Source organism: Caballeronia sp. SL1002 (assembly GCF_057814995.1).
Map to the genome: position 1 here is coordinate 259,202 of NZ_JBYMUW010000001.1, position 26,830 is coordinate 286,031.

The following is a 26,830-nucleotide window of genomic DNA, read 5'->3' on the forward strand; positions in this document are numbered from 1 at the left end:
GTGCGACATATTCCCGGATATTCGTCAGCTTGCCATGTTGAACGGTGACCGCGAAGACCCAATGGTCCTCCCAGGTCCTCTTCGTGGCCTTGACGCTCCCCTTGGCAAGCCGATCACGAGAACCCGGTCTGCCTGCGCGACGAATTCACGTGCCTCCATGAATGAAGTTTCCATTGTTTCGGATTCTTTCTGAAGTAGATCTTTTAGCCCGTCGTGCCCGCGGCGGGTGCCGGCCAGCGGCCAGTCCTCGCCGGGAATGATCCATTCGATATCTTCCGCACACAAGGCCAGCAGACCTTGCATATCGCGGTGGCCGACTGCAGAAAAAAAATCCTTCACGATCTGGACGTTCCGCTCGATGCTCATTCCGATCTCTCCATTCTTTCATCTCCGATCATGTCGGCCCCGACAGGACACGCTGTCGGTTTGCCGGCGATAACGTAACGTCGCTGCTTTAGCCGATATCGACGTTCAAGGCGATGTCCCAGGTCCCAGCGCCGTTTTTGGCCAGGCCGATCATCATCAAGCCGAGTGCTTCAAGCGTCTGCGCCATGTGCAGGCCGCCGACATCCAACGGACGCAGACCGAGACTTTCGATGAAGGTCGAGACGCGCGCCTTGGCCTGCGCATCGTCGGCTGCGATGAATGCGTCGAGGCGTCCGTTCCTGGCGAGCACGTGACCGAAGATGGTGTTGAACGCCTTCACGACATGCGCGCCAGCGGGGAGCCCGTTGGCGGTCTCCTGCGCTCCAGAACTGCCGTGGGGGGTGACGAGGCCCGAAAGGTCGGGGGCAACGGGGTTGGCGATGTCAATGATCACCTTGCCGTCGAGCGCTTCCCCAAAGTCGGCCACCACCGCCGCCGCGTTGCTGTACGGCACGGCGAGGATGACGATCTCGCCCGCCGGCGCTGCGCCGTACGTCCCTGTCGTCGCTCCGGCCGCGAGCTTGTCGGCCAGCGCCTGTGCCTTGTCGGGGTCGCGGTTGACTACCTCGACGGTATGCCCGGCGTTGGCAATACGGCCGGCAATCGCCGTGGCCATGGTTCCTGCGCCGATGATGCTGATAGTGCTCATCTTCATTCTCCTGAGAGTTGCGGTGCCGCTGGTGGTCCCTCGGCGGGGTCAGCCGACAGGGAAGTAATGGCCGTTGTCCAGACCGGCGAACAGGCCGGGCTGAGTGGGCTCCCAGCCAAGGGTCTGGCGCGTGATGGCGTTAGACGCCGGGGTGTCCAGCTTGACCAGATTCGCGAGGAACCCGAAAAATCCGGGCAGCATGAGCTCGTCCGCGGGAATGGGCACGGCGGGCAGGTTCAGACGGCTGCCAATCGCCTCAGCGAGCTCGCGGAACGTGAAAGCTTCGTCAGCGACCGCGTGCCAGTTTCTCCCGGCGGGACCCTTCTCGAGCGCCAGACGGAACACAGTGGCGAGGTCATGGGCATGCACGGCGGCCCACCGGTTCTGACCGTCGCCGGGGTAGCCGACAACACCCTTTTCCTTCGCGAGCCCGATCAGCAGCGGAAGGAAGCCGGCGTTATCGGTCGTGCTGTGCATGATCTCAGGAATCCGTACGACCGAAGACCGGACGCCCTTCTCAGCGAGGCCAATCACCGTGGTTTCCACGATGTTGCGAACCCGCAGGGTATTCCTGTACGGATCGCCGCCGGGAAGGGGCTGATCCTCCTCGGTGGCCGGCCGGCCCAGGCCTTCCCATCCGGGCGAGCCGATGCTTCCCGATGAGACCAGCGGCTTTCCGGTTCCGGCCAGTGCCTCGCCATATGCGAGCATGATCTGAAGCTCCGCATCGGCCACGGCGTTGATCCCGCCGACCGGCATCAAGTCTTGCCGGTGTGCGACATGGATGACACCGTCTGAGGCGGCGGCCGCTTCTTTAAGACCGTCAAGATCCTCGAGGCTACCGAGACGCGCCTTTGCACCGAGTGCGGACACCGAAGCCGCCGCTTTGTCTGAACGAGCCAGGGCGGTGACCTCATGGCCGGCGGCGATGAGGTCAGAGATGATGTACGGACCGGAATGGCCGGTCCCGCCAGTGACGAATATGTGCATCTGAACGGTCCTTATGAGTAAAGTGATGCGGGAAGCGGCGGTATAGATGCACTCAGCCGAGCAGGCTGACGCCGATTGAGAAGTTGGTGTGCTTGACGGAGTGGCTGAGGAGGCCCAGCGACAGCAGGCAGGCGTTCTCCAGTGTCCGCGCCATGGGCAGCGATCCGGTATCCAACGGGCGCAGTCCGAGACTCTCGATGAACGCCGAGACGCGCACCTTCGCCTGCGCGTCGTCCCCTGCGATGAACACGTCCAACGGGTGGACCAGGACGGGACCGGCCGCCAGGACGTGGGAGAACTGAGTGTTGAACGCCTTGACGACTTTCGCATCGGCAGGGGCGGCCTTGGCGATCTCCTGCGCGCCGAAACTGTCGCCGAGGGTCACGAAGCTCGTGTGGTCGGAGGCGACGGGATTGGTGACGTCGACAAGAACCTTGCCTGCCAGCGCATCGCCGTACTGCTTCACCACGTCAAGAACGGCGGAGTAGGGAACCGCCAGGATGACCATGTCCCCGGCCGGGGCGGCGCGGAACGTTCCTGTCGTCGCGCCGGCTCCGAGCTGGTCGGCGAGTGCCCGCGCCTTGGCGGCGTCACGACTCATCACCTCGACGGGGTGTCCGGCCTTGGCGGAAAGGCCGCCGATCGTTGCGGCCATGCTACCTGTGCCGATAATGCTGATAGTGCTCATGTGCAGCCTCCTGGTTTGTTGGGTGCTGCTCGTACCCCGAACAACCATGCTAGACACATTACTTGTAAAAAACAAGTAATAACCGGAATTTACTTGCGATATACAAGCGATGTTAATATCTAGCTATGAAGACGACATCTAAAGAAGACATTCGGTCCCATTGCGCGGTGAACTACGGCGTGGAGATCTTCGGCGACCGGTGGTCGCTCTTGATCATTCGCGACATCGTTTTTGTGGGTAAGAAGACGTATGGCGAGTTCCTTAAATCGGAAGAGGGAATCGCGACCAATGTCCTTGCTTCCCGCCTTGCATTTCTTGAAGAGCAAGGAATTCTCTCAAAGGCGCCCAGCCCCGATGACGGGCGCCGTGACTTCTACACGCTCACCGAGAAGGGCCTTGACCTCATTCCCATCGTGCTTGACATTATCCTTTGGAGCGCGCAGTACGACTCGAAGTCGTACGTGCGGCGCAGTAAGGAATTCCTCTCTCGATTAAGACGAAGCCACGCTCAGGTAAGCGAAGAGGTTAAGGCACTGGTGCGCAACGGCGGATGTCTCTTTCCGGACGGAAAGGAGTGAGCGTGACGGCAAGCGCGCCGTGTCAAGTCGCACGAACGATATGTACACACCACCGGCTACGAGGTGCAGCGAATAGCGGGGGGCCGATGTCCGAAACGGTCCTTAACGCCTCCATTAGTGTTTCACCAGGCCCAGCGGCGGTGTAGGGTCGGCTCCGGAAGTTTGACCGTGCGGCCGCAGCGCTCGATTGGGCGTCTGCCTCGAACTTCGGCAAGCGGCCACTTCCGGTCATTCGGCATTGGGTGGCGCTGGACACTCGATCGACTGCTCAAGTCGGCTAACCGGCCATACGAATTCCAGGGTCGCGGAAGTTGTTCAGAATAGTGTTTCGCTCTTCACTGAAGACGTGTGCAGCCGATCTTCAGCCCACGGATGTGAACATGGAAAATGTGCGGGATACACCGGCTTACTCTGGATGGCTAAAGAATGGTTACGTGGCGTAGAGTCTCACGAGCGCGTTCTTCGACAAGATGCTCCATTTGATCCGTGGATCTTGGCACCGGGGCGATGACGACCACTGCGCGCGCGAGTGGGCGTGGTCGACCTCGCCATCCGCCGTGGACTTTTATGACCGCGCGAGCACGCCACGAAGCACGAGTTCGCAGATGAATTCTTCGTAGCGTCTGCTTTCGGCCAGGACGTCGATCGTCTTTGCACGAGCAAAGCGCAGCATGGGCAAACCGGTGACGAAGGACTCGCACATGCCTACGACCGCGAGAAAGAGCTGCTGCCCATCGACCGCGCGCATCGACTGGTCAGCGACCCCGGAGTCGATGATCGCCTGATAGGCGCGCATGCCGCTGTCGGTCAGCCTTTCCATCAGGCGCCGTGCGGTCGGATCAGCAGACTCCATCACCTCCTGCGCGATGAGCTGGTGAAAGAAGGGATACTCGATCTGCAGCGCCATCAGCGACCTGATCCGTGCCTTCAGCGCCTCCTGTGGCGTGCCATCGGACGCGGCGACGAAGCGATCGACACGATGCGCAAACTGCTCTGTGAGCCTTTCGGCGACGGCGAGCAGCATGCTTTGGCCGTCGCGGAAGTAATAGCGCGCGAGAGATGGGTCGACGCCCGCAAGACGCGCCACCTCCGAGCGCGTGATCTTGCTTGGAGGAAGCTTGCGCAGAAGCTCGCACGCACATTCGACGATGGTGTCACGTCCGATCGCCGGTGCGTCGGCGCCCGGACGTCCGCTCGGTCGCTTGACGGCGCGGGGTTTGCGCTTCGTTGCACCTTGCGGTGTGACATTGGCTGACTTTGGCATCGCGTCTGAAGGTTGAAGGGCGGAACGTCACAGACCTTCCTGAGCCGCGCCGGAAGGTGTGTCCGATTTTCTGCGCCGGAAGGCAATTGTCAGCAAAAGCCAGAGCGTTTTCAAGTCGAAGAGCTTCAGCGCCGCGCGCGCTTCTTCCGGCCGAAGCTCCGCCGACATCGGCATGGCGCCGAAGATCATGCCCTTGACGATGAGGCTCGATCCGTCGCGTTCGAACGACGTCACCGTCATCATTTCCTGACCATCCGAAGAATAAATTTTCATACAGCCGCCTTGCGTACGCGATCGAAGTTGAGACCGATGTCCGAGAATACGTTCATCACGGTGTTGCGTCCCGCGCCGAAGACGCTGCCGCCAGGGTGCATGAACGGGCCGACGAGATAGAGGCGTTTCACGCCCGGAACGCGATAGTCCGAGAGCTCAGGCGTCGGGCGATTGCCGCCGCTTTGGAAGAAGTTGCCGCCGAGCCCGTGAATATCTCCCTCGACGAAACTGTTGGGTGAATCGCGTTCGTGATCCAGCGGGCTTTGAACTTCACGCGCGAGGATGTTGCCCTCATCGAGATTGCTTACGAACTTGCGGGCGCCTTCGAGCGCCTGTTCGCCGATCTCGTGCTTCACTTCGTCCCAGCGCGCCGCGCCGCCTTCCGCGAGCCGATACGGCACGAACGCCTGCGTGAACGCGATGCCCTTGCCGGCAGGCGCGCGCGTCGCATCGATACGCGTCTGGTCCTGACCGGAAAGAATCTGGTTAGCGGGAATCTCGCCGTGCCGCAGCGGATCGTATTCCTTGAGGAACTCCGACAGTCTGTCCGTATGGCAGTACTGAACCATCTGACAGCTTTCGAGCGACTTGCCCGCGCGGAATTCGAGCGGCTTGTCGAGCGCCATGTGCACCTGAAGCACATTGAACGACGAGAACTTGCCGGCTTTGGCGCGCTTGATGAGCGGCGGCGCGAGGCCATCCACGAAGCGATCGAGCACCTTCGGGTGAATCGCCGCGATGACCGCATCGCGCGCCATGTATTGCTCGCCGTCGGTGGTTTCGAGACCGACCGCGCGATCGCCGCTCGTGAGCACCTTGCGCACTTCACGATTGCAGACCACTTCACCGCCGAAGTGCCGAATGCATTGCACGAGCGCATCCGACAGCTTGCCGCTGCCGCCGATCGGCTTCGGCGATCCGAACTTGTGCATCAGTGCCGGGAACAGGAACAGGCCCATCGCGGTGCCGCCTTCGTCGGGAAAGTGCAGCAGTTCGGCTGAAGGCTTCAGCATGTGGATCTTCACCTGCTCGTTCTCGAACATGTCGTCGACGAAGTCCAGCGGGCTGCGCGTCATCATCTGGAAGATGTCGCGGCCTTCAGGGCTTTGCGAAAGCATCGCGAGAAACGGGCCGGTCGGCGCGGGCGGCGCGTACATGCCCTGCAGGAACATCGGCAGGAGCTTTTCGCTTTGCGCGGCGAAGCGTCGATAGGTCTCGGCGTCCTTCTCGGAGAACTTCGCGATCGACTCGCAGGTCTGGTCGGAGTTGCGATGCGTGACGATGTGGCTGCCATCGGCGAAGAGCGTGGCTTGCGGCTTGTCCATCGCGACGTACTTCAACCCGAAGCGTGACAAAAGGCCGAGTTCGTCCTCGGTCATCATCGGATTGCCGGCCAGCATGACGTGCGACGACGAGTGCGTGTCGTGATGAAATCCAGGCAAGGTGATCTCGCGAGTGACCACGCCGCCTCCGTAGAAGGACGCGCGCTCCAGCACGAGCACGCTCTTGCCCGCCTTGGCGAGATAAGCGGCGGCGACGAGCCCGTTGTGGCCCGCGCCCATGACGACGACATCGAATTGCGGCATTACATGTCTCCTTGATGAATCGGTGTTCCGGATCAAGCGGAATAGAAGTTGGGATCGAGGCCGGCACGCGCGAAGTCCACCAGCGCCTCTTCGTAGTCGGGCTCGGAGGAAATCGCGAAGCGTTCCTCGCGCAGCCCTTGCAGCAGGCGCGTCGCGCAATCGGTCATGCTTCCGGGAGTCGCCAGTTCGGCGGGCGTGCGCTCGAACCAGCCCATGCGTTGCGGATAGGTGAGCCCATCGGGACGCGTGGCGGTGAGTCCCGGGCAGAACAGCGACACGCCGATGCCATGCGGCTTCATCGCGCAGGACAACGCATAGGTCCACGCCAGCACGGCGCCTTTCGATGTCACGTAGGGCATCAAATGCTGCACGACCGGATTCGGCCGGATCACGAGCGACGAAGCCGTATTGACGATGTAGCCGCTGCGTCGCTCGATCATGTCAGGCACAAACGCCTCGACCATGCGGACGTCGCCGAGCACGTTGATCTCGAACGATTGACGATAACGGTCAAGATCGATCGTGCGCACGTCGCCGGGGCCGAACTGCTGTGCGGCGGCGTTGTTGATGAGTACGTCGACGCGTCCGAAGCGCTCGACGATGCGCCCGCGCGCCGCTTCGATGGACGCTGCATCGCCGACATCGCACGTGACGGCGAGCGATTGCGCGCCACTTTCGGCGAGCGCCGCGGCCACAGCGTGCGCGCGCTCCGCATCGATATCGGCGATCACGGCGCGTGCGCCTTCGCCTGCGAGCTGGTGCGCGAGCGCCTCGCCGATGCCGCGCCCCGCGCCCGTGATAAGCACCACCTTCCCGTTGAAATCCATGCTCTCCGACTCCTTTGCTCTTTATTACTATCGATGGTAATTTAGCGCGTGCCGACTGGCCTTTCAATACGCAATGACGCGCTCAGGGGTTTACCCGTGGAACAACGAACACGCTCGCGACCTGCGGATCGTCGCGCGCCGACAGGGCAGCGCGCGACGAGCGCCGTGCCGCTAGAACGCCGTACGCATGCCGACGATGAACGAGGTGGAATTCTTTCCGAGGTAAGCGGTCGTCACGGTCGAAACCGGTGTGCTACCCGACGCGCTGGTCGCCTGATAGTAGGCGTTCTCGCCGTTCCAGACCTTGCTTACGCCCGCATACACGATGGTGCGTTTCGAGAGGCTGTAGTCCACGCGCACGCTCGCGGAATCGGCGTTTGCATTGGCGACGGCCTGATCGCGCGTGAAGCCGTAGTCGAAGCGCACGGACGTTGCGCCGAACGGAATGGCAAGCGCAAAGTCGACGTTATAGCGGTTCACCGCCGCCGTGCCGGTGGCATCGGTGGTGAAGACGCGCTGATACAGCACGTAGGGAATGGCATAGGCGAAGGCGTAGCTCGCGCCGGCGGTGACCATCGAGAGCATCGAATTGGGGAAATTCACGTCATGCGGCGATTTCGAGCGATAGAAGCCGCCTGCCACGCGCAGCCCGCCGAAATCGTATTGGCCCTTCACTTCCCAGAGATTGCCCGCGGCGTTGCCATTGGCGCCGAAGGAATATTGGGCATCGAGCACCAGGCCGTACAGCGAAGGCGATTCGTAACGCACCGTGTTGTTGGTGTTCATCACCGTGTAGCCCTGAAACAGAAACGCGTTCTCGGAAGCGCCCCAGCGCGCCATCCAGAAGTTCGACAAAATGTCGTTTTGCAGCGTCGTCACACGGCCCATGCGCAATTCACCATATGCGTCGTTGCGCAGGGCCAGATAGGCATTGCGGCTGAAAAAGGACGTCGCGCCCACGCCAGTGTTCGGATTGAACGGCGCTTCCAGATCGAAGAGTGCTTTCGTGCCGCCGCCGAGGTCTTCGACGCCCGACAGGAAGAAGCGGCTTTGATTGAGCGCGCCGTTGCCGAGTCCGTTCACCGTGCCCTGCCCGGTGATGGCGTGCTGAAAATAGCTATCGACATATCCGCCGAGCGTAACCGAACTTTGCGCATGCGCGCCGAGGGAAACGCAGGTGCCAAGCGCCGCGACGGCGGCGAGTCGTTGGGATCTCATCCAGTCTCCAGACATCGTTGTTTTATTCGCTTCACATGGCACGCCTGCAGTGGGCGGCGCCGTGAATCCAGTTCGTCGAGTTGCCACGAGCGAAAGTTAATGGAGTGGGACTCGGAAAACCATTGCTGGCGGAGCAAACCAGTTGTGCGGGATTGGCGACGCGCCGCGTTCCGCTCCACGCACAACTGGTTTGCCGGATTGGCGATAGGCAAGGGCGGGCGGCGCGCCTACAGTCTTCCGAAAACCGGGCGAAACCGGCTGTCCGGTACGAGTGAAGCACGGGCGGCGCGGGCCGCCTCAACATGGAGCGAGACATGGCAGGAAGACTGAGCGGCAAGGTGGCGCTGGTGACGGGTATCGGTGGCGGCATCGGCAAGGGCTGCGCGATGCTGTTCGCGCAGGAAGGTGCGACCGTGATCGGCTGCGACATCGATGCAGGCACCGCCGCCGCGACCGTCAGCGAGGCACGCGAGCGCGGCCTGTCGATCGATGCCGTGGCGCCGTGCGATCTTACCCAACCGGACGACGTGCGTCGCTTCGTCGAGCATGGCGGCGAGCGTTACGGACGCATCGACGTGCTGCTCAACGCGGCGGCGATCCCGCCCCACATGGCTTCGGTGGCCGAGATGGACTACGCGAGCCAGTGGACCCCGACGATGGTCGGCGAGGTCGATCTGGTGTTTCTCGCCTGCAAGCTCGCGTGGCCGTATCTCCAGCGCAGCGCGGCGGCCTCGATCATCAATTTCGCGTCGGTGTCGGCGTTTCGCGCGTCGGTGAGTTTCGGCATGGCCGCGCATTGCGCGGGCAAGGCGGCGGTGCTCGCGATGACGCGCCAGCTCGCGCTCGAAGGCGGCCCGACGATCCGCGCCAACACCATCTCGCCCGGCCTCATCGTCACGCCTGCGACGGAATACGCGGGCGCGACGCAAGGCGAAGTGCGCGAGCGCCTGCTCGCGCGCATTCCGATGAAACGCCTCGGCCGCCCGGAGGACATCGCGTGGTGCGCGGTCTATCTCGCTTCCGACGAATCGGGCTGGGTGACCGGCGCCAATTTTCCCGTTGACGGAGGTGTGATGGCCGGCTGAAGCTAACGCGTCCCTGCCGGATGCGCAAAGAGGAGACACGATGCGCACCGAAATCGGCAAATCAGAACGACACAGAGGATCGACACCCATGAAGTCACGCTTTTTCTTCGGCTGGATCATTACATTCGCGTCGGGATTCGGCATCGCCTGCAGTTTCGCGGTGCTGATTCCGGCGACGCTCGGCCTGCTCGCCGGCCCGCTCAACCGTGAGTTCGGCTGGTCCGTGCAGCAGGTCATGGCCGCGAACATCTTCACGACGACGGCGGGCGTGCTGGTCGGACCGTTCATCGGCGCGCTCGTCGACCGGCTCGGCGCGCGCAAGGTCATCATCGCTTCGTTCGTCATCGAGGCGCTCATCATTCTGTCGTTTCGCTTCATGAGCGATTCGCTCGTGCTGTTCTACGCGCGCTTCGCCGCCTTCGCGCTGTTGTGCAGCGGCTGCACCGCGATCGGCTTCACGACGATGATCTCGCGCTGGTTCCATCGCAGGCGCGGCCTCGCGCTCGGCGTGGCGCTCGCGGGCACGGGGCTCGGCGGCGTGCTGTGGTCGCTCGCGGTCAGCACGATGTTCGCGTCGATCGGCTGGCGCGCGTCGTTCGGCTGGTTCGCGGCCTTCATCGGCCTGTTCGCCGCCCCGATGCTGTACATGATTCTGCGCGACGATCCCGCTTCGATGGGCCTGCGCGTCGATGGCGGCGCGCCGGGCAGCGAGACGGCCATCAACCGCGACTGGGGCATGAGCCTGCTCGAGGCCGCGCGCACGCGCCAGTTCTGGATGCTGCTCGCCGTGTCGTTCCTCGTCGCGTTCGGTGTGCAGAGCATCATGTTCAACCTCGTGCCCATCGTGAAGAAGGCGGGCGATCCGGCCAACATCGCGGGCATCATCCAGGCGTCGCTGTGGGGCGCGCTCGTGTTCGGGCGGATCATCACCGGCTGGCTGCTCGACCGCTTCTTCGCGGCGCGCGTCGCGATGGCCTTCCTGCTGCTGCCGGTCATCGGCGCGGCGATGTTCGCCACCGGCGCGACGGGTTCGTCGGCCTTTGTCGCGGCGATGCTGATCGGTCTCGCGGCGGGCGCGGAAGTCGACACCTTCGCGTACATGGCGAGCCGCTACTTCGGGCTGAAGCACTACAGCCGCATCTACGGCGCGTGCTTCTCGCTGTTCGCGCTCGGCTCGGGCATCGGCCCGGTCACCACGGCGCATATCGCGCAGGGCGCGGGCGGCTATGGCCCGGCTTTGTGGACGCTGGTCGTCGTGCTGCTCGCCGCCGCCGCGCTGCTCATGTTCTTCCGCCGCTTTCCCGCGGAACAGGAGCCGCTTTTCATGAAGGTCGACAGCCGGCTCGACACGGGCACGGCGCATCCCTGACGCGACACGCAACGAGAGAGATTTGGAGAAGACGGATGGAAATCGCAGTGAACGATAGCAATGAACTCGATGCGGTCGAAGGCAAGGTCTTCTGCCAGGGCGAGGAAGGATACGAAGACGCGCGCGGCGCGGCGGTGTGGCGCGCGAACAAGCCGAACCGTTATCCGAAGGTGATCGTCGTGGCGGAAAGTGCCGCCGATGTGGCCATCGCCGTGCGCCATGCCGCGAAGCACGGCCTGAAGGTCGGCGTGCGCTCGGGCGGACATAGCTGGACCTCGCCGCATCTGCGCGACGGCGCGATGCTGATCGACGTGTCGCGGCTCAATGGCATCGACGTGGACACCGAAACGCGTCATGTCTGGGTCGGCCCCGGCGCGCAGGGCGAGAAGGTCAACGACGCGCTCAAGCCGCATGGCCTGATCGTGCCGACGGGCCATCATTCGACGGTCGCGGTGGGCGGCTTTCTCATGTGCGGCGGCTTCGGCTGGAACTCGCGCCTGTGGGGCAATGGGTGCGCCCAGATCGCGGGCGTGGAGGTCGTGACGGCGCAGGGCGAGATCATCTACGCGGACGAGCACACGAACCGTGATTTCTGGTGGGCCGTGCGCGGCTCGGGTGCGGGTTACTTCGGCGTGGTGACGCGCTTCAAACTGACGGCGCATCCGTTGCCCGCCGTCATGAAGAGCAGCGTCTACGTCTATCCCGCCGACGTGCTCGAAGAGCTGCTCACCTGGGCGCGCGAGATCGTGAGCGAGGTGCCGCCGTTCGTCGAACTGGTGATCACGTCGACGGCGCACGATCCGGACGGCAACTGGGCGCCGGTGCGTCTGACGCTCTCCGCGCTCGCCATCACCGACACGGACGAAGAGGCCGACGAAGCGCTCTCGCTGTTCGAGCGCTGCCCCGTGGTGGATCGCGCGACCAAACGCAAAACCTTCCAGCCGACGAACCTGACCGAACGCTATGTAAGCGGCACGGCCGCCGATCCGGTGGGTTATCGCTACGCCTGCGACAACCTCTACACGAACGCGCCGGCGAGCGAGCTGATTCCGCGCATGCGCGAGCTTTTCACGTCATTGCCGACACCGCGCTCGCATGTGTTCTGGTTCAACTGGGGACCGGTGAAGCCGCTCGGCGATCTGGTGCTGTCGGTGCAGGGCGACATCTATCTGGGCGCGTATTCGATCTGGAGCGATCCTGCCGAGGACGCCGCGATGGATGCGTGGCCCGTCGAGCAGATGCGCAAGCTGGAGGATCTCTCGGCCGGCGGCCAGATGAACGACGAGAACATGCTCGCGCGCCCCGACAAGTATCTCTCCGACGAAGTCAGCGACAAGCTCGAACGCCTGCGTGCGCAGCACGATCCGCGCGGCGTGTTCCTGTCTTTCCTGACGGCGGAGACGCGGTGATGAGCGGCGTGCCTGCTTCGCGCCGCTTCGACTACATCGTCGTGGGCGGCGGCTCGGCGGGCTGTGCGCTCGCCGCGCGGCTCTCCGAGGATCCCTCCGTGCGCGTGCTGTTGCTCGAAGCCGGGCCGGACCGCCGTCATCGCTATATGCCGATGCCCGCCGCGTTCTATGCGCTGCTCAAGGAGCCGTCGCTGATGTGGGGCTACAGCAGCGCGGCGGAACCGCATGCCGACGGCCGCACGCTGCCGCTTCAGCGCGGCAAGGTGCTCGGCGGCACGGGCGCGATCAACGGCATGACCTACGCGCGCGGCGATCGTCAGGATTACGACGACTGGGCGTCAGCCGGCGCGACGGGTTGGGACTACGCGAACGTGCTGCCTTACTTCCGGCGCGCGGAGTCGAGCTGGCGCGGCGAGACGCCCTGGCACGGCGGCAGCGGGCCGCTCGCGGTGAGCCGTGGCGAGCCCGTCGACGATCCCTTTCATCCCGCGATGATGCAGGCGGCCGCGCAACTCGGCGAGCGCATCAACGACGACTACTGCGGCCCTTCGCTCGAAGGCTTCGCGAATGTCGAGTTCACCATCGGCGGAGGCCGGCGGGCGAGCACGGCGGAGCGCTATCTGCGTCCCGCGATGCGTCGGCCCAATCTCACCGTCGAATGCAATGCGCTCGCGAGCCGCATCCTGTTTTCCGAGCGTCGCGCCGTGGGCGTGGAGTATCGGCGCGACGGGGCCATGGCGAGCGTGTTCGCCGAGCGCGAGATCGTCGTCGCGGGCGGCGCGTATAACTCGCCGCAATTGCTCATGCTTTCCGGCATCGGCCCGGCGGACGAACTGCGCGCGCTCGGCATTGATCCCGTCGTGGATCTTCCGGGCGTCGGGCGCAATCTGCAGGATCACGTGGTCGTCGCGATGATGTATCGCGCACTCGGCGACGTGACTTTCAACCGCTTTCTTCGCTTCGATCGCGCGGCGCTGGCCGTGCTGCAATGGAAGCTCTTCGGGACCGGCGCGTTCGCACAGATTCCGCTTTCCTGCTGGGCGTTTCGCAAGACGTTGCCCGCGCTCGAACGGCCGGACGTGCAGTTCTTCTTCAGCCCCGTATCGATGGATGCGCGTCTCTGGTTTCCCGGCGTGCGCGGGCCGACATCCAACATCGTGACGGCGCGCAATGCGCTGTTGCGGCCGAAGAGCCGGGGCGTGCTGCGGCTTCAGTCGCGCGATCCGGCCGCGCCGCCGCAGGTCGTATCGAACATGCTGGCCGATGCCGAGGACTGCGAGGCGCTCGTGCGCGCGATCCGCCAGACGCGCGAGCTGTTCTCGATGCCCTCGCTGCGCGAGCTCGTCGCCGATGAAGTCGCGCCGGGTCCGGCCCGTTCGAGCGATGCCGATTTGCAGGCCTTTCTGCGGCAGAACGCGCGCACCGCGTGTCATCCGTGCGGCACTTGCGCGATGGGCGTCGACAGCCTCGCCGTAGTCGATCCGCACTTACGCGTGCACGGTGTCGAGGGATTGCGCATCGCCGATGCCTCCGTGATGCCCAATGTCGTGAGCGGCAATCTGAATGCGCCGACCATCATGGTCGCGGAAAAAGCGGCGGATCTGCTGCTCGGACGCGCGCTGCCGCCCGCTGTATTTGCGCAGGATGCGGAGGGCATCGAGCCGTCGCGTGAACGCGTTCATTGAACGCATCAGGGGCTTCACGTGTGCATCCGAAGCACAACTGGTTTGCAGCGCGAAGCCCTTAAAACACGCGATATCGCTCGCTAGACTGGTGTCATCGACCGGGCGCGGGAAGCATGCGCCGCGCGTCTTTCCAAACGTCTTCAAAGGCCAGGCCAGATGACTTCAGTCTTGTTCAGGAACGTGAATATTTTCGATGGCAGCGGCGCGGAGCCGTTCGCCGGTGCGGTGCGCGTCGAAGGGCAGCGCATCGTGAGCGTGATGCGCGGCACGCAGCCCGTGGACGAAGGCGATGCGCGCGTGATCGATGGCAACGGCGCGACGCTGATGCCCGGCATGATCGAGGCGCACGCGCATTTGTCGTTCGCATCGTCGACGGGGCGCATCATCCGCGAGCGCAATCTGCCGGCGGAAGAGCATCTGCTCATCACGGCGCACAACGCGGCCGTGCTGCTCGACAGCGGTTTCACGAGCGCGTATTCGGCGGGTTCGAAGGGCGCGCGTTTTGAAGTGGCGCTGAAGAAGGAGATCGATGGCGGCTATCTGCCGGGACCGCGCCTCGTGCCTTCCACGTTCGAGCGCGCCGCCGACGCCGACAAGACGCGCAGTGGCCCTGAAGCGCTCGCGCAGTTCATCGCGCATGCCGCGCAGGACGGCGTGCAGTCCGTCAAGCTGCTCTTGTCCGGCGACGATGCATTCGGCAAGGGCGGCTCGCTCGATGTCGAATACACCGACGAGGAAGTGGCCGCCGCAGGCGCCGCCGCGCGCGAGCAGGGCATCTGGCTCGCCGCGCACGCGCAGGCGCCCGAGGCGGTGAAGATGGCCGCGCGCCACGGCTTTCGCGTGATCTATCACTGCACGCACGCGGACGAGGAAGCGCTCGATCTGCTCGAAGCGCGCCGCGACGATGTCTTTACCGCGCCCGCTATCGGCATCGTGTATGCGAAGGCGTATCTCGGCGAAGCGTTCGGCTTCACGCGCGAAGCGGCGGAGAAGAACGGCTACTTCGACGCGCTCGAACGCAACATCGACGTCTATGCGCGCATGCGCAAGCGCGGCATTCGCGTGCTGCCGGGCGGCGACTACGGCTTTCCGTGGAACCCGATCGGCGAGAATGCCCGCGATCTCGAACTGTTCGTCAAGCTGTTCTCGTGGCCCGCGAAGGACGTGCTCGTCGCCGCGACGCAATGGGGTGCGGATCTCATGGGCATGGGTTCCGAACTCGGGCAGATCAGGGAGGGCTTTCTCGCCGATCTGCTGCTGGTCGACGGCAATCCGCTCGACGACATCACGATTCTCCAGGATCACGCGAAGCTGCTCGCGATCATGCAGGACGGCGCGTTCCGCAAGGCGCCCGTGCTCGCGCGGCAGGTGAGCGAAACGGCGGAATTCGCGCGCTAACACGCGTCTCGCGGGTTGTTGCGAATGGAGACTTCGCGTGGCCCGCGCCTATACTGTCTGTCCTGCAATACGAGAGCCCCGAACGGCCGGAGACATCGATGGACCTCGCAAAACTGGAGGCGTTCGTTTGCGTCGCGGAGCTCGGCAGCCTGTCGAAAGCCGCCGCGCGTTACGGTCTCGTGCCGTCGGCGCTGAGCCGCCAGTTGTCCGCGCTGGAAACGGAATGCCGTGGACGCCTGCTGCATCGCACGGGGCGCGGCGTCTCGCTTACCGAACTGGGCGAACGCATCCTGCCGAAAGCGCGCGCGCTGCTCAACGACGCCAAATCGCTCGAAGCCGAAATCAGCGAAAGCGCGGGCACGGTGCGCGGCACCGTGCGCATCGCCTGCCTGCCGTCTATCGCCAGTTCGTTGATGACCAAGGTCGTGAGCGAGGCGCGAAAGGCGCTGCCCGATGTGATCATTCACGCGTCGGAGGGCTTAAGCGGCAACATCGAACAATGGCTGGCGACGGGCGTCTGCGATCTCGGCTTCGTGCTGCGCAAAGGCGCGGGCTGCGTGTTCGAGCAGCCCGTCGCGAAGATTCAGCTTTGCCTCGTTGGTCCGCCCGGCGATCCGCTCACGCAGGATGAAACCATTCCGCTCGCGCGGCTCGCGGGCGTGCCGGTGCTTCAACCCGGTGCGCCGAACGCGATGCGCCTGAGCCTGGAGCACACCGCGCGTCAGCATGGCTTTAGCTGGAACGTGGTCGCGGAGATGGAGTCGGTCGCGCTGACGAAGGAGATGGTCATCGCGGGCATCGGCTATGGCGTGCTTTCGATGGCCTCGGTGCTGCCCGAGATTCAGCGCGGACGCCTGAGCGCCGCGCGCATCGTCGAGCCCGTGCTGGAGCGGCCGATCTACCTGAGCGCATCGTCGACGCGGCCTTCGACGGTCGCGGTGCGTCATGTGTCGCGGCTGATCCGCGAAGCGGCGCTGGAGCTCGCGCCCGCGATGGGCTGGACCTTTCCCGCAGAGGGTCTCGATCTCGCGCCTGAAGACGGCGCGCTCGACGCCGATTGAGCGGTTTATCGGCAGCCGTTCCCGTTTGCTCATAGCTGCTTTGCCGGGCGTGGCGTAGGCAGGAGCAAAACGCTCGCATACAGTCTCTCTAAACGATGCACGAAGGGAGACGAGTCTTGTACCAGGCAGAAGCGAGCGGCTTTCACGATACCGGCGAAGTGAGCCTGCGCTATGACGTGCGCGGCAGGGGGGCAGGGATGGTGCTGTTCCATGAACTGGGCGGCAGCGTGCATAGCTGGGACGGCGTGATCGACGCGTTGAGCGCGCGGTTCCGCGTGCTGCGTTTCGATCAGCGCGGACACGGCCTATCCGAAAAGGTGCGCCGTCCTTTCTGCATGACGGATCATGCGAACGATGCGATGCAGCTCGCGCGGCATCTCGCGTTCGATGGGCGGCTGTGGCTCGTCGGCGTCGCGGCGGCCGCCGCCGCCGCGCTGGCATTCGCCGCGCGTTTCGCGGATCGCGTCGCGGGAATCGTGCTCTGCGCGCCCGCGCTTTCGACGGATGCCGCGCGCCGTTCATATCTCGAAGCGCGCATGCAGCAAGCGGAGCGATCCGGCATGCGCGCCATCGCCGATGCATCGCTGGACCGTTCTTATCCCGCCGATAAACGCGCGGACAAGCGCTTCGACACCTATCGCGCGCGCTGGCTCGCCAACGATCCCGTGTCTTATGGTCTCGCCAATCGCGCGCTGATCGACTTCACGCTCGATGATCGGCTTTCATCGATCGACTATCCGTGTCTGCTGCTGGCGGGCAGGCGCGATCCGCTGCGTCCGCCTTCCTACGTGCGGTCGCTGGTGCCGCTCTTCGCGGATGCGCGCTACGCCGAGCTCGATTGCGCTCACGTGATGCCGGTCCAGGCGCCCGATGAACTCGCCCGGCACATTCTCGACTTCACGCGTGACTGCCGCGCGAATCCCGGAGTACACGCATGACTTCAAAAGCGCTCTTGCTCGTGATGATGGAGCCACCCGCGACGCTCGAAGAAGAGTTCAACGACTGGTACGACACCGAGCATTTTCCGCAGCGCCGTGCGATGCCGGGCTTCGAGTCGGCATCGCGCTGGGTATGCGTGGATGGCTGGCCGCGCTATGGCGCGCTCTACGATCTCGAATCGCCCGATGCGCTGAAGAGCGGCGCCTATCTCGCCGCATCCGGCGCGCAGTCCACGCCGTGGAGCAAGCGCATGCTGCCGCGCACATGTGGACGTCGCCGGGTCATCGCGACGGCCTTGAACGCCGATGCGCCGCACAGCGATGACACAACGGTGTCCCGTCTGCTCATCGCGTGCTATCCGCGCGTGAAGGATTCGCACGCGCTCGTCGCGCAGGCGTTCGAGCGTCTCGGCGCGCGCGACGATGTCGTGCATGTTCGCGGCTTCGAAGCGCGCGAGGACGACGCCACGTCGCTCTGGCTGATGGTCGGCTTCAATGTGCCGATCTGCGCCGCCGCGCTTCACGAGCCGCTGGGCGCGCTGAAGGGACACGGCGCGAACGTGTTCAACCTGTATGTTCCCTACACGCGAGGCTGACGGCATGAGCAACGCGACAACGCTTCATGCATCGCGCCGTGGCGAATGCTTTCAGATACAGACGCCGCGCGGACCGCTGAATGTCAGACTGGACGGCCACGCCGAGGGCCCCGCGATCGTCTTCAGCAATTCCCACGCGACCGATCTTTCGCTGTGGTCCGCGCAAGCCGATGCGCTCGCGAATCGATGCAACGTGATTCGCTACGACCAGCGCGGCCACGGCATGACGCCCGTTGCATCGAGCGACATCACCTTCGACACGCTCGCGCAGGAGGTCGTGGCCGTTCTCGATGCGCTTGATATCGAGCGCGCGTTGCTCGTCGGCGTATCGATGGGCGCGGTGACGATGCTGCGTTGCGCGGCATTGCATCCGTCGCGCGTGGCGGGCGTGCTCGCCTGCGATGGTCAGTGGGCCGCGCCCGCTGGCGCGCGCGAGACCTGGGAGGCGCGCATACGCATCGCGATGGACGAAGGGATGGCGGCGCTCGTCGAACCCACGGTATCGCGCTGGTTCACGGCAGGCTCGCTCGCCCACGCGACGGACGGCGTGCAGCACGCGCGGCGCATGATCGGCGCGACTTCCGCCGCGGGCTACATCGCCGCCGCCCGCGCGATGCAGTCCTACGATTTTCGTGGCGACTATCCGCATCTGCGCGTGCCGGTGCGCTATGTCGCCGGCGCGAACGATGGCGCGCTTCCCGCCGTGATGCGGCAGATGAGCGACGCGACCCCCGACGCGCGCTACATGACAATTCCCGACGCGGGCCATCTGCCCAATCTCGAACGCCCCGACGCGTTCAACGAAGTGCTCCAGCGTTTTGTCGCGGAGCTGACATGACTTCACGACCGACACCCATGAAACGAATCGCCGATCTCGATGTATTCGCGCTCGACGCGGAACAGGCGCAAGTACACGCGGCCATCGCGGCCGGTCCGCGCGGCGGCGTGCGCGGACCGCTGGCCGTGTGGCTGCATCGGCCGAAGCTGGCCATGCATGCGCAGGCGCTGGGCCGGTATTGCCGGTACGAAACCTGTGTGCCAGCGCGGCTTTCCGAGCTCGCCATCATCGTGACGGGCGCGATCTGGCAATCGGCGTACGAGTGGGAGGCGCACGCGCCGCTCGCGTTGCAGGCGGGCATCGCGCCCGATATCGTCGATGCCATTCGCGACGGCGTAACGCCGACCTTCACCGCGCGCGATGAAGAGGCCGTGCACGACTTCGTGACCGCGCTGCATCGCGAGCGCGCCGTCTCCGATGCGCTGTACGCCCACGCCGTCGAGGTGCTCGGGCAGGACGCGGTGATCGATCTGGTCGGCCTGGCGGGTTATTACACGCTGATCTCGATGACGATCAACGCCTTCGGTGTCGAATCGAAGCAGGCGGTGACGTTCGGCGGAGACCGCTCATGATGCGTACGGATATCGTCGAGATCGACAGCGGGCGCATCGAAGGTCTTGTCAGCGAAGACGGCGGCTGCCGCGTGTTCAAAGGCATTCCGTTCGCCGCGCCGCCCGTCGGTCCGTTGCGCTGGCGCGCGCCGCAGCCGGTCGAGCCGTGGCAGGGCGTGCGGCGCGCCGATCGCTTCGGCCCCGCGCCGGTGCAGCCGCTCATCGCGGGCGACAGCATCATGCGGCAGTTCTCGTTCGCTAGCCCGCCCGAGTGCGGCATCAGCGAAGACTGCCTGTATCTGAACGTATGGACCGGCGCGCGTGCTTCCGGCGAGAAGCGGCCCGTCATCGTGTGGATCTTCGGCGGCGGGCATCGGGTCGGGAGCGCGTCGCATCCGGTCGCGGACGGCACGCAGCTCGCGAGGCTCGGCGCGGTCGTCGTGTCGGTGAACTACCGGCTCGGCGCGCTCGGTTATCTTGCGCATCCCGAGTTGACGCGCGAGTCGGGCACATCGGGCAACTACGCCGGTCTCGATCTCGTGGCCGCGTTGCAGTGGGTGGAGCGCAACATCGACACGTTCGGCGGCGATCCCTCCTGCGTGACGCTCTTCGGGCAATCGGCGGGCGCGGCGCATGTGAACGTGCTTGCGGCGTCGCCGCTCGCGCGCGGGCTGTTTCATCGCGTGATCGTGCATAGCTCCGGGCGCTTCGCGGGCGGACCCACGGGCGCGCCGATGAAGATGCGTGAAGAAGCGGAACAGGACGGCGAACGTCTGCTCGCGAGCCTCGGTGCGCGTTCGCTCGACGAACTGCGCAACATGCCCGCCGACGTCATGACTGGTCCGCGCGGCATGTGGAATCCGATCATCGACGGCGCGCTGCTCAACGACAGCGTGCAGATCGTGTTCGAGCGCGGCGACGAAACGCGCGTGCCCGTGCTCGCGGGCTATACGTCGAACGAAGCTGCGCCGTATCCGCAGACCGATCTGCATACGCGCGAAGGCTTCATGCGTCATGCATCGAATACTTATGGCGATGCCGCCGAGGCTTTCCTGCGCCTCTATCCGCATGCGACCGATGAAGAGGCCGCGCAGTCCAGCTATCTGCTCCGGCGCGACACGGCGTTCGCGTATCAGCCGTACAAGTACGCGCAGTTTGCGGCCCGAGCGGGCATCGCGGATACCTGGCTCTTCAATTTCGAGCGTGACGTTCCCTTGCCGCAGACGGCGCGCTTTCACGAACCGGCGCCGCCGCACGGCTACGGCGCGTATCACGGCGCGGAGCTCTGGTATGTGTTCGATACCCTGAAGCAGCAGCCCTGGGCGTGGACGGCGCAAGACGCGCTCATCGCGCATCACATGTCGCGCAGATGGGTGGCTTTCGCGCGCACCGGCAATCCGAATGTCGACGGCCTGCCCGCATGGCCCGCCTTCACGCCGCACGCGCCGCTCGCGATGCGCTTCGGCGAACGCATCGAAGCAGGCGAGCCGCTCAATCGTGAAGCGCTCGAATTTCAAGACGCCCGGGTTCAGCGTGCGCGCTCGGCCGCGCGTGAGACCGTTCCGAACGCATGAAGAGCATGAACACTACGTGGAGACCCGTTCAATGAGCAGCATCGAATTCTGGCATGACCATGCGGGCATCAGCGTGCCCAATCTCGACGAATCGATCGCGTGGTACGAAGGGGTGCTCGGCTTCACCGTCGAGCGCCGCAACACCATCGAATCGATTCCCGCCGAAGTGGCGATCCTGATCAACGGGAACCTGCGCCTCGAACTGTTTCAGGTGCCGGGCGCCAAGCCGCCCGCGGAAGACCGCAGCCTGCCGAACGAAGACCTGAAGACCTTCGGCAACAAGCACGTCTCGTTCGCGGCGGAAGACGTGTTCGCGCTCGCCGACGAACTCAAGGCGCGCGGCGCCGATATCGTCTGGGTCAAGAAGTTTCCCTTCGGCTCGAACCTCTTCATGCGCGACAACGCGGGCAACCTGATCGAGTTCGTGCAGCGCGCGAAGCCGCCGATCCAGCCCGCCACGCTCTGATCGCAACGAGGAGACGACATCATGCAAAGCCTCTGTCTCGCCGATGCCAGCCGCATCATCGAAGCTGCGCTCGCCGCCGCGCGCAAGCGCAATCATAAGCCGATGACGGTCGTCGTGCTCGATGACGCCGGACATCTGAAGGCCATGCACCGCGAAGACGGCGCGAGCATGCTGCGCTTCGATATCGCGCAGGGCAAGGCGTATGCAGCGGCCGGCATGGGCGTCGCGAGCCGCGCGTTGCTCGAACGCGCAAAGGAGAACCCCGCGTTCTTCGGCGCGCTCTCCGCGACCGCGCAGGGCAAGTTCGTCCCGCAAACGGGCGCGGTCGTGATCGTCGGCGGCGAGGGGCAGGTGCTGGGCGCGGTCGGCGCGAGCGGCGGTACGGGCGACGAGGACGAAGCCATCTGCATCGCCGGCGTGGAAGCGGCTGGCTTCACGCATCGCTGAGGCGCCCATGCATCACACGATCCACTGTTCATGCGCGAAGGGCGGCGTCGATATCCATACGCATGTCGTGCCCGCATCGTTTCCGGCAAGCGTCGCGGGACGCGTGCCGGATGGCTGGCCTTCGATGGAGCCGGCACACGCTTGCCATCGCCACGTGATGATCGATGGCAAGCGCTACCGGACCGTCTCCGAGCAGTGCTGGGACGTGCCGCGCCGCATCGCCGACCTGGACACGCAGCGCATCGGCCTGCAGGCGCTCTCGCCGATGCCCGAGCTGCTCTCGTACTGGATGAGCGAAGCCGACGCGCTGCCGTTGCTGCATTACGTGAACGACGTCATCGGCGAGATGGTGGCGCAAAGCCGCGGCCGCATGATCGGACTCGGCGCGGTGCCGCTGCAAAACGTCGATACGGCCATCGCCGAACTGGAGCGGCTGATGCACCAGCCGGGCTTCGCGGGCGTCGAGATCGGCAGCAACGTGAATGGCGTACCCATCGGCGCAATGCAGTTCGATCCGTTCTTCGAAGCGGCCGAAGCCCTCGGCGCGGCCGTGTTCGTGCATGCGCTGCGGCCCGCGGGCAAGGAACGGCTCATCGGTCCGCCCCAACTGGTTCAGGCGCTCGCCTATCCCACCGATGTCGGGCTCGCGGCGGCTTCGGCCATCTGCACGAATCTGATGGTGCGCCGACCGCGCCTGCGCATCGCGTTCAGTCATGGCGGCGGCACGCTCGCATCGCTGCTGCCGAGGCTCGAACAGGCGCACACGGTTTTCGCGCCGCTTGGCGATGCCATCGAGATGACGCCCGTCGAACAGGCGCGCCGCATGTATTACGACGCGCTCGTGTTCGACGCGCCGACGCTCGCGCATTTGCGGACGATGTTCGGCGATACGCGAATCATGCTCGGCACCGATTATCCGTTCGGCTTCTCCGATACCGCCGCGCGCGAACGCATCGAACGCGCCGTGCCGGACGAGGACATTCGCGAGCGCCTGATCCATCGAAACGCCGAGTGCTTTCTCGGCCTGCAATGAAGGAGTCACAGATGACACAGGGCCTCGTCACCGCATTGCGCGGGATCGATATCGGCGTGCCGGATCTCGATCTGGCCACGCAGTTTTACACCGGGACATGGCGGCTGTCCGTCGCCGCGCGCGATGCCGATACGGTCTATCTGCGCGGCACCGGCGACGCGCATCACGTGCTCGCTCTGCATCGCAGCGAGACGCCGCAGGTGCGCGCCGTGGTGTTCGGCGTGCGGTCCATCGAGGCGCTGCACACGTTGGCGCGCACGATCCCCGAGCATGGCGGCGCGATCCTGAGCGGCCCGGAGGCATCGGCGGATCCGGCGGGCGGCGTCGAACTGGTCGCGCGCGATCCGCAAGGGCGGCGCTTTCGCTTCGTGACCGGCGACGCGCGGCATGCCGATACACAAGCCGCCGCCGACCGTCCCGTGAAGATCACACATGTGGTGCTCAACAGCGAGAACGTCGCGGTCGCGCAGCGCTTCTTCGAGGACGCGCTCGGTTTCCGGCTTTCCGACCGGACGCGAATTATGGCGTTCATGCGCTGCGGTTCCGACCATCACAGCATCGCGCTCGCGGATGCCGAGGAGAACAGCCTCAACCACGTCGCGTTCCTGATGCCCGATCTCGACTCCGTGATGCGCGGCGGCGGACGCATGAACGACGCGGGCTATCCGATCGAATGGGGCGTCGGGCGGCACGGGCCGGGCAACAACGCGTTCGCCTATTTCGTGGGGCCGTTCGATTTCGTCATCGAGTACACGGCGGAAGTGCAGCAGGTGGACGACAGCTACAAAACCGGCGGACCGGAGGACTGGAAATGGCCGCCGGGACGCATCGATCAATGGGGCATCGGCACAGCGCCGTCGCCCCGGCTGAAAGCCGCGCAGAAGGCGATTTTCTTTGCGCAGGACAGCGCGTTGCAGACCTGAGCGCTGCCGCGCTCCTGACAAACCGGAATCATTTGAGGACTCACAAGTTGAAGCTGATCACTTTCAAGACCGAAGCGGGATATCGCCTCGGCGTGCTGGACCAGGAACAGGTCGTCGATCTGGCGAAGGCGGATGCGTCGATTCCCGCCGATCTGCGCGAGGCTTTGCGTGCTGGCGTCGATATCGTGGCGGCGGCGCGCAAGGCGCTGGACGACAGCGGGAACGAACGCATGCCGATGGCGTCGCTTGAACTCGCGCCGCTCGTTCCCGAGCCGGGCAAGATCGTCTGCCTCGGTCATAACTATTACGACCACGCAAAGGAAGGCGGCAATCTCAAGCCGGAATATCCGCTGATCTTCTTCCGTGGAGCGAGCTCGCTGATCGCGCATGGCGACCCGGTGATTCGTCCGCAAGTGTCGGAGAAGCTCGATTACGAAGCGGAACTCGTGATGGTGATCGGCAAGCGTGCGCGGCATGTGAAGCGCGAGAACGCGCTGGACTACGTGTTCGGCTATGCCTGCTTCAACGATGTCTCCGTGCGCGACTATCAGAAGCGCACGAGCCAATGGACCATCGGCAAGAATTTCGACGGCACCGGCGCGTTCGGCCCGTGGCTCGTCACCGCCGACGAGGCTCCGCCCGGGGCCGAAGGTCTGGATCTGCGGTTGCGTCTGAACGGCGAGGTGATGCAGCGCGCCAACACGTCGGACATGATCTGGAGCGTCGCGGAAACCATCGAGCTGCTGACCGAATGCCTGACGCTCGAACCCGGCGATGTCGTGGTGATGGGCACGCCCGCGGGCGTCGGCTGGGCGCGCAATCCGCCGGTGTGGCTTAAGCACGGAGACACGGTCGCCGTCGAGATCGATGGCATCGGCGTGCTGAAGAACGTGGTGCAAGACGAGGCGCGGACGCAATGACGACCAACGATGAACAGTTCGATGTGGTCGTCGTCGGCTTCGGTCCGTCCGGGGCGGTGGCGGTCGGATTGCTGGGGCACAAGGGCATCCGCACGCTCTGCGTCGACCGCGCGAAGGAGGTGTACGACAAGCCGCGCGCGATCGCCGTCGATCACGAGATCATGCGGGTGTTTCAGGGAATGGGCGTCGCGGATCGCGTGATGGAGCACGTCGCGGCGTTTCCGGCTTCCGAGTTTTACGGCGTGGATGGCCGGCTGATCAAGCGCATCGACACCGTGCCGGAGCCGTATCCGCTCGGCTATACGCCGACGATGGTGTTCACGCAGCCTCCCGTGGAAGCGGCGTTGCGCGAGCATGCGGCATCGTATCCGAGCGTCGAGGTGGCGCTCGGAACTGAACTCGCCGGCTTTTCCGATGAAGGAGACCGCGTGCATGTCGAACTTCGTGCGGACGACGGCAGCGTCCGGCGCGTCACATGCCGGTATCTCATCGGTTGCGACGGCGCGTCGAGCACCGTGCGCACGTCGCTCGGCATCGCGTATGAAGACCTGGAATTCGATGAGCCGTGGCTCGTCGTCGATGTAAAGGTCAACGAGCGAGGCCTGGCGAAGCTGCCAAAGACGGCTATCCAGTATTGCGAGCCGAGCCGCCCGTGCACCTTTATCGTCGGGCCGGGCGGGCATCGGCGCTGGGAAATCATGTTGCAGGAGGACGAAGATCCGGCCCGGATGCAACAGGCGCCGCAGGTCTGGAAGCTGCTCGAACGATGGATGACGCCCGAGGACGGCGAGTTGTGGCGCGCGGCGAGCTATCGCTTCCATGCGCTCGTCGCAAAAGAGTGGCGGCGCGGGCGCGTGTTCATCGCCGGCGATGCGGCGCATCAGCAGCCTCCGTTCATCGGTCAGGGCATGTGTCAGGGCATCCGCGATGTAACCAATCTGATCTGGAAGCTGGACTCGGTCATGCGGGGTGCGGCGTCGGATGCACTGCTCGACAGCTACGAGACGGAACGCAAGGCGCATGTTCGCGAGTTGACGACGCGCATCAAGGCACTCGGCCGCGTCATTTGCGAGCGCGACACCGAGGCGGCGCGCGCACGCGACCAGCGTCTGATCGACGAGGCGGGCGGGACGATCCGCACGGTGACGCGACAGGAGATCGTTCCTGGTTTGCGCGACGGCATGCTGAGCGGCACGGCGCATCCGGCCAACGGCACGCTGTTTCCGCAGCCCCGCGTGCGCGACGACGCCACCGTCAAGCTGCTCGATGAAGTCATCGGCGGCGGATGGCGCATCGTGGTCGCCGATCCATCGATGATCAGCGACGGTGCGCGCGCGAAGGCATCGGAACTGGGCGTGCAATGGTCCTGCCTGCAGCCGGATCCGCGCGACGCGGAGTTCGACGGACATGTCGTGCAGGAGGTCGAAGGCGTGCTCGCGGGATGGTTCGAAAAGCAGCAGTGCGGCGCTGCAATCGTGCGTCCCGATCACTACGTCTACGGTGTGTCCAGTGACGCCGCGTTTCTCGCCGGGCAACTCGAAGACCTGAGCGCCGCGTTGCGCTAGCGCTGTCGTCACCCTTGTAACCCTCGTAACCCATACCCACAACGATGAGACACAGGAGGAGCAGCATGAAACTTCGTACCGCCGCAAGAATTGGCATCGCGTGCATGTTGATGGCATCCGTCGGACTCGCGATGGCTCAGGGACCCGGTCAGGCGAGCAATGCGTCGGGCAAAGCTCCCGCATCGGGCGCGCAGGCGAGACCGGCCGACAAGCAATTGGCGAAGGACGTCCGGCGCGCGATCAGGAAGGCCGGGGGCGTGGACATGGCAGCCCTCACCGTGCGCGTGAAAAATGGTGTGGTCACGCTGGCGGGATCGGTGCCGTCGTCGATAGAGTCGTCGAAGGCGGGAGAGGTTGCCAAAGGTGTGAGCGGCGTCGTCGAAGTCAGGAACAAGCTGACGGTGCAGACCGAAGAGAATTGAAGGCGTACTCACGCGGCCGCGTGTCGTCATGAGCGCGGTCGTCAGAACGGG

28 protein-coding genes are annotated in these 26,830 nt (G+C 64.8%); 19 read left to right on the plus strand and 9 right to left on the minus strand.

The window, feature by feature from the left end; all coding sequences use genetic code 11:
* Positions 1-24 precede the first annotated feature (24 nt).
* From AC3D25_RS01260 to AC3D25_RS01275, 4 genes are all read right to left on the minus strand, one after another.
* Positions 25-366, minus strand: coding sequence for a nuclear transport factor 2 family protein (locus AC3D25_RS01260; RefSeq protein ID WP_488886700.1), 342 nt, complete (start codon positions 364-366; stop codon positions 25-27).
* 88 nt (positions 367-454) lie between these two features.
* Positions 455-1,081: an NADPH-dependent F420 reductase gene (locus AC3D25_RS01265; RefSeq protein ID WP_488886701.1), complete on the minus strand. Its 627-nt coding sequence runs from the start codon at positions 1,079-1,081 to the stop codon at positions 455-457.
* Between the two features lie 42 nt (positions 1,082-1,123).
* Complete coding sequence (locus AC3D25_RS01270) at positions 1,124-2,065, minus strand: SDR family oxidoreductase (protein ID WP_488886702.1); 942 nt, start codon at positions 2,063-2,065, stop codon at positions 1,124-1,126.
* A gap of 52 nt (positions 2,066-2,117) precedes the next feature.
* Positions 2,118-2,753, minus strand: coding sequence for an NADPH-dependent F420 reductase (locus AC3D25_RS01275; RefSeq protein WP_488886703.1), 636 nt, complete (start codon positions 2,751-2,753; stop codon positions 2,118-2,120).
* Positions 2,754-2,878: 125 nt separating this feature from the next.
* On the opposite strand from AC3D25_RS01275, the gene AC3D25_RS01280 reads away from it, so the two are divergent.
* The gene (locus AC3D25_RS01280; RefSeq protein WP_488886704.1) at positions 2,879-3,331 is read left to right on the plus strand and encodes a winged helix-turn-helix transcriptional regulator; all 453 of its coding nucleotides are present in this window, start codon (positions 2,879-2,881) and stop codon (positions 3,329-3,331) included.
* A gap of 565 nt (positions 3,332-3,896) precedes the next feature.
* Here the strand turns inward: AC3D25_RS01280 and AC3D25_RS01285 are convergent.
* The 5 genes from AC3D25_RS01285 to AC3D25_RS01305 all read right to left on the minus strand — a co-directional run bounded on the left by AC3D25_RS01285 (position 3,897) and on the right by AC3D25_RS01305 (position 8,499).
* A complete protein-coding gene (locus AC3D25_RS01285; RefSeq protein ID WP_488886705.1) occupies positions 3,897-4,595 on the minus strand; it encodes a TetR family transcriptional regulator C-terminal domain-containing protein in 699 nt (232 codons plus the stop codon).
* 27 nt (positions 4,596-4,622) lie between these two features.
* Positions 4,623-4,868 carry a hypothetical protein gene (locus AC3D25_RS01290; protein WP_488886706.1) on the minus strand — a complete coding sequence of 82 codons (246 nt, stop codon included), beginning with the start codon at positions 4,866-4,868 and terminating at the stop codon, positions 4,623-4,625.
* Positions 4,865-6,454, minus strand: coding sequence for a phytoene desaturase family protein (locus tag AC3D25_RS01295; protein WP_488886707.1), 1,590 nt, complete (start codon positions 6,452-6,454; stop codon positions 4,865-4,867). The genes AC3D25_RS01290 and AC3D25_RS01295 overlap by 4 nt, the downstream gene beginning before the upstream one ends.
* 32 nt (positions 6,455-6,486) lie before the next feature.
* The gene (locus tag AC3D25_RS01300) at positions 6,487-7,281 is read right to left on the minus strand and encodes an SDR family NAD(P)-dependent oxidoreductase (RefSeq protein ID WP_488886708.1); all 795 of its coding nucleotides are present in this window, start codon (positions 7,279-7,281) and stop codon (positions 6,487-6,489) included.
* Between the two features lie 171 nt (positions 7,282-7,452).
* On the minus strand, positions 7,453-8,499 hold the full coding sequence (locus AC3D25_RS01305) for a porin (protein ID WP_488886709.1): 1,047 nt from the start codon (positions 8,497-8,499) through the stop codon (positions 7,453-7,455).
* A gap of 314 nt (positions 8,500-8,813) precedes the next feature.
* Between AC3D25_RS01305 and AC3D25_RS01310 the strand changes: the two genes are divergently transcribed.
* The 18 genes from AC3D25_RS01310 to AC3D25_RS01395 all read left to right on the plus strand — a co-directional run bounded on the left by AC3D25_RS01310 (position 8,814) and on the right by AC3D25_RS01395 (position 26,779).
* On the plus strand, positions 8,814-9,584 hold the full coding sequence (locus AC3D25_RS01310) for an SDR family NAD(P)-dependent oxidoreductase (RefSeq protein ID WP_488886710.1): 771 nt from the start codon (positions 8,814-8,816) through the stop codon (positions 9,582-9,584).
* A gap of 88 nt (positions 9,585-9,672) precedes the next feature.
* Positions 9,673-10,953, plus strand: a complete 1,281-nt coding sequence (locus tag AC3D25_RS01315; protein ID WP_488886711.1) for an MFS transporter — start codon at positions 9,673-9,675, stop codon at positions 10,951-10,953.
* A gap of 47 nt (positions 10,954-11,000) precedes the next feature.
* Positions 11,001-12,362 (plus strand): FAD-binding oxidoreductase, encoded by a 1,362-nt coding sequence (locus AC3D25_RS01320; protein WP_488886712.1) that lies wholly within the window; start codon positions 11,001-11,003, stop codon positions 12,360-12,362.
* Entirely contained in the window at positions 12,362-14,047 is a 1,686-nt protein-coding gene (locus AC3D25_RS01325) for a GMC family oxidoreductase (protein ID WP_488886713.1), read from the plus strand. Before AC3D25_RS01320 ends, AC3D25_RS01325 begins: the two co-directional genes overlap by 1 nt.
* 156 nt (positions 14,048-14,203) lie before the next feature.
* Complete coding sequence (locus tag AC3D25_RS01330; RefSeq protein ID WP_488886714.1) at positions 14,204-15,445, plus strand: amidohydrolase family protein; 1,242 nt, start codon at positions 14,204-14,206, stop codon at positions 15,443-15,445.
* A gap of 98 nt (positions 15,446-15,543) precedes the next feature.
* The gene (locus AC3D25_RS01335) at positions 15,544-16,506 is read left to right on the plus strand and encodes a LysR family transcriptional regulator (protein ID WP_488886715.1); all 963 of its coding nucleotides are present in this window, start codon (positions 15,544-15,546) and stop codon (positions 16,504-16,506) included.
* 116 nt (positions 16,507-16,622) lie between these two features.
* Positions 16,623-17,444, plus strand: coding sequence for an alpha/beta fold hydrolase (locus tag AC3D25_RS01340; protein ID WP_488886716.1), 822 nt, complete (start codon positions 16,623-16,625; stop codon positions 17,442-17,444).
* Positions 17,441-18,040, plus strand: a complete 600-nt coding sequence (locus AC3D25_RS01345; protein WP_488886717.1) for a hypothetical protein — start codon at positions 17,441-17,443, stop codon at positions 18,038-18,040. The genes AC3D25_RS01340 and AC3D25_RS01345 overlap by 4 nt, the downstream gene beginning before the upstream one ends.
* A gap of 4 nt (positions 18,041-18,044) precedes the next feature.
* On the plus strand, positions 18,045-18,878 hold the full coding sequence (locus tag AC3D25_RS01350) for an alpha/beta fold hydrolase (RefSeq protein ID WP_488886718.1): 834 nt from the start codon (positions 18,045-18,047) through the stop codon (positions 18,876-18,878).
* 17 nt (positions 18,879-18,895) lie between these two features.
* Positions 18,896-19,450: a carboxymuconolactone decarboxylase family protein gene (locus tag AC3D25_RS01355; protein ID WP_488886719.1), complete on the plus strand. Its 555-nt coding sequence runs from the start codon at positions 18,896-18,898 to the stop codon at positions 19,448-19,450.
* Entirely contained in the window at positions 19,447-21,003 is a 1,557-nt protein-coding gene (locus tag AC3D25_RS01360; RefSeq protein WP_488886720.1) for a carboxylesterase/lipase family protein, read from the plus strand. The genes AC3D25_RS01355 and AC3D25_RS01360 overlap by 4 nt, the downstream gene beginning before the upstream one ends.
* A 31-nt stretch (positions 21,004-21,034) precedes the next feature.
* Entirely contained in the window at positions 21,035-21,469 is a 435-nt protein-coding gene (locus AC3D25_RS01365) for a VOC family protein (RefSeq protein WP_488886721.1), read from the plus strand.
* Positions 21,470-21,490: 21 nt separating this feature from the next.
* Complete coding sequence (locus AC3D25_RS01370) at positions 21,491-21,916, plus strand: GlcG/HbpS family heme-binding protein (protein ID WP_488886722.1); 426 nt, start codon at positions 21,491-21,493, stop codon at positions 21,914-21,916.
* 7 nt (positions 21,917-21,923) lie between these two features.
* The gene (locus AC3D25_RS01375; protein WP_488886723.1) at positions 21,924-22,949 is read left to right on the plus strand and encodes an amidohydrolase family protein; all 1,026 of its coding nucleotides are present in this window, start codon (positions 21,924-21,926) and stop codon (positions 22,947-22,949) included.
* An 11-nt stretch (positions 22,950-22,960) separates the two neighbouring features.
* Positions 22,961-23,872 (plus strand): VOC family protein, encoded by a 912-nt coding sequence (locus AC3D25_RS01380; RefSeq protein ID WP_488886724.1) that lies wholly within the window; start codon positions 22,961-22,963, stop codon positions 23,870-23,872.
* A 47-nt stretch (positions 23,873-23,919) separates the two neighbouring features.
* Positions 23,920-24,792 carry a fumarylacetoacetate hydrolase family protein gene (locus tag AC3D25_RS01385; protein WP_488886725.1) on the plus strand — a complete coding sequence of 291 codons (873 nt, stop codon included), beginning with the start codon at positions 23,920-23,922 and terminating at the stop codon, positions 24,790-24,792.
* A complete protein-coding gene (gene mhpA, locus AC3D25_RS01390) occupies positions 24,789-26,357 on the plus strand; it encodes a bifunctional 3-(3-hydroxy-phenyl)propionate/3-hydroxycinnamic acid hydroxylase MhpA (protein ID WP_488886726.1) in 1,569 nt (522 codons plus the stop codon). Before AC3D25_RS01385 ends, mhpA begins: the two co-directional genes overlap by 4 nt.
* Positions 26,358-26,422: 65 nt before the next feature.
* Positions 26,423-26,779 carry a BON domain-containing protein gene (locus tag AC3D25_RS01395; RefSeq protein WP_488886727.1) on the plus strand — a complete coding sequence of 119 codons (357 nt, stop codon included), beginning with the start codon at positions 26,423-26,425 and terminating at the stop codon, positions 26,777-26,779.
* The last annotated feature ends 51 nt before the right edge of the window (positions 26,780-26,830 follow it).

Excerpts from the sequence above, each read along its gene's own strand:
- AC3D25_RS01290 (WP_488886706.1), bottom strand. The coding sequence starts at position 4,868 with ATGAAAATTTATTCTTCGGATGGTCAGGAAATGATGACGGTGACGTCG.
- AC3D25_RS01330 (WP_488886714.1), top strand. The coding sequence starts at position 14,204 with ATGACTTCAGTCTTGTTCAGGAACGTGAATATTTTCGATGGCAGCGGC.
- AC3D25_RS01345 (WP_488886717.1), top strand. The coding sequence starts at position 17,441 with ATGACTTCAAAAGCGCTCTTGCTCGTGATGATGGAGCCACCCGCGACG.
- AC3D25_RS01285 (WP_488886705.1), bottom strand. The coding sequence starts at position 4,595 with ATGCCAAAGTCAGCCAATGTCACACCGCAAGGTGCAACGAAGCGCAAA.
- AC3D25_RS01305 (WP_488886709.1), bottom strand. The coding sequence starts at position 8,499 with ATGAGATCCCAACGACTCGCCGCCGTCGCGGCGCTTGGCACCTGCGTT.
- AC3D25_RS01375 (WP_488886723.1), top strand. The coding sequence starts at position 21,924 with ATGCATCACACGATCCACTGTTCATGCGCGAAGGGCGGCGTCGATATC.
- AC3D25_RS01355 (WP_488886719.1), top strand. The coding sequence starts at position 18,896 with ATGAAACGAATCGCCGATCTCGATGTATTCGCGCTCGACGCGGAACAG.
- AC3D25_RS01295 (WP_488886707.1), bottom strand. The coding sequence starts at position 6,454 with ATGCCGCAATTCGATGTCGTCGTCATGGGCGCGGGCCACAACGGGCTC.
- AC3D25_RS01380 (WP_488886724.1), top strand. The coding sequence starts at position 22,961 with ATGACACAGGGCCTCGTCACCGCATTGCGCGGGATCGATATCGGCGTG.
- AC3D25_RS01265 (WP_488886701.1), bottom strand. The coding sequence starts at position 1,081 with ATGAAGATGAGCACTATCAGCATCATCGGCGCAGGAACCATGGCCACG.
- AC3D25_RS01350 (WP_488886718.1), top strand. The coding sequence starts at position 18,045 with ATGAGCAACGCGACAACGCTTCATGCATCGCGCCGTGGCGAATGCTTT.
- AC3D25_RS01315 (WP_488886711.1), top strand. The coding sequence starts at position 9,673 with ATGAAGTCACGCTTTTTCTTCGGCTGGATCATTACATTCGCGTCGGGA.
- AC3D25_RS01275 (WP_488886703.1), bottom strand. The coding sequence starts at position 2,753 with ATGAGCACTATCAGCATTATCGGCACAGGTAGCATGGCCGCAACGATC.
- AC3D25_RS01360 (WP_488886720.1), top strand. The coding sequence starts at position 19,447 with ATGATGCGTACGGATATCGTCGAGATCGACAGCGGGCGCATCGAAGGT.
- AC3D25_RS01335 (WP_488886715.1), top strand. The coding sequence starts at position 15,544 with ATGGACCTCGCAAAACTGGAGGCGTTCGTTTGCGTCGCGGAGCTCGGC.
- AC3D25_RS01300 (WP_488886708.1), bottom strand. The coding sequence starts at position 7,281 with ATGGATTTCAACGGGAAGGTGGTGCTTATCACGGGCGCGGGGCGCGGC.
- mhpA (WP_488886726.1), top strand. The coding sequence starts at position 24,789 with ATGACGACCAACGATGAACAGTTCGATGTGGTCGTCGTCGGCTTCGGT.
- AC3D25_RS01325 (WP_488886713.1), top strand. The coding sequence starts at position 12,362 with ATGAGCGGCGTGCCTGCTTCGCGCCGCTTCGACTACATCGTCGTGGGC.
- AC3D25_RS01310 (WP_488886710.1), top strand. The coding sequence starts at position 8,814 with ATGGCAGGAAGACTGAGCGGCAAGGTGGCGCTGGTGACGGGTATCGGT.
- AC3D25_RS01270 (WP_488886702.1), bottom strand. The coding sequence starts at position 2,065 with ATGCACATATTCGTCACTGGCGGGACCGGCCATTCCGGTCCGTACATC.
- AC3D25_RS01280 (WP_488886704.1), top strand. The coding sequence starts at position 2,879 with ATGAAGACGACATCTAAAGAAGACATTCGGTCCCATTGCGCGGTGAAC.
- AC3D25_RS01395 (WP_488886727.1), top strand. The coding sequence starts at position 26,423 with ATGAAACTTCGTACCGCCGCAAGAATTGGCATCGCGTGCATGTTGATG.
- AC3D25_RS01370 (WP_488886722.1), top strand. The coding sequence starts at position 21,491 with ATGCAAAGCCTCTGTCTCGCCGATGCCAGCCGCATCATCGAAGCTGCG.
- AC3D25_RS01365 (WP_488886721.1), top strand. The coding sequence starts at position 21,035 with ATGAGCAGCATCGAATTCTGGCATGACCATGCGGGCATCAGCGTGCCC.
- AC3D25_RS01260 (WP_488886700.1), bottom strand. The coding sequence starts at position 366 with ATGAGCATCGAGCGGAACGTCCAGATCGTGAAGGATTTTTTTTCTGCA.